We start from the raw sequence: 543 nt of genomic DNA, 5'->3' as shown, positions 1-543 counted from the left end.
GGAGATCGGTGGACGCCGTGCTGGACGGCCTCCTTGCGGGGGGCAATTCACCACGTCCTGCTGCGGGTCGTGCGGTTGGTGTCTGCAGCCATTTCTCGCTGCTCGCGGTGTCGGTCTTGCGAGCGAACGGCCGTGCGGCCAGGTCGCGGTGCGGTTTCGGCACTTATTTTGCTCCCGACAAGGCGATCGACCACTGGGTGGTGGAGGTCTGGTATGGTGATCGCTGGCGGATGGTCGATTTTCAGATCGATGACTTTCAGCGTGCAGAACTGGGGCTGGTCTTCGACACACTCGACTTGCCGTCGGGTGAGTTCCTGCTGGCCGCCCAGGCCTGGCAACTCTGCCGGCGTGGCGAGGACGACCCTAATCGCTTTGGCATCTTCGATGAAGGCGGCTTCTGGTTCATCGCCTCAAATATGATCCGTGACCTCGCCAACCTGAACAAGGTCGAGATGCTGCCGTGGGACGACTGGGGTGCGATGCCATCCCCAGACGCGGAGATCAGCACCGAGGAACTGCGACGCTTCGATCATTTGGCGGAGG

General features: G+C 62.1%; 1 protein-coding gene. It reads left to right on the top strand.

The features are described from left to right. Positions 1-17 precede the first annotated feature (17 nt). On the top strand, positions 18-543 hold a 526-nt coding region (locus PDO_RS17445; RefSeq protein ID WP_244426479.1), incomplete at its 3' end, for a transglutaminase-like domain-containing protein.

It is taken from the genome of Rhizobium sp. PDO1-076, from assembly GCF_000247475.1.
In the GTDB taxonomy this organism is placed as follows: Bacteria; Pseudomonadota; Alphaproteobacteria; order Rhizobiales; family Rhizobiaceae; genus Allorhizobium.
This window is presented reverse-complemented; position numbering and strand designations above follow the sequence as displayed.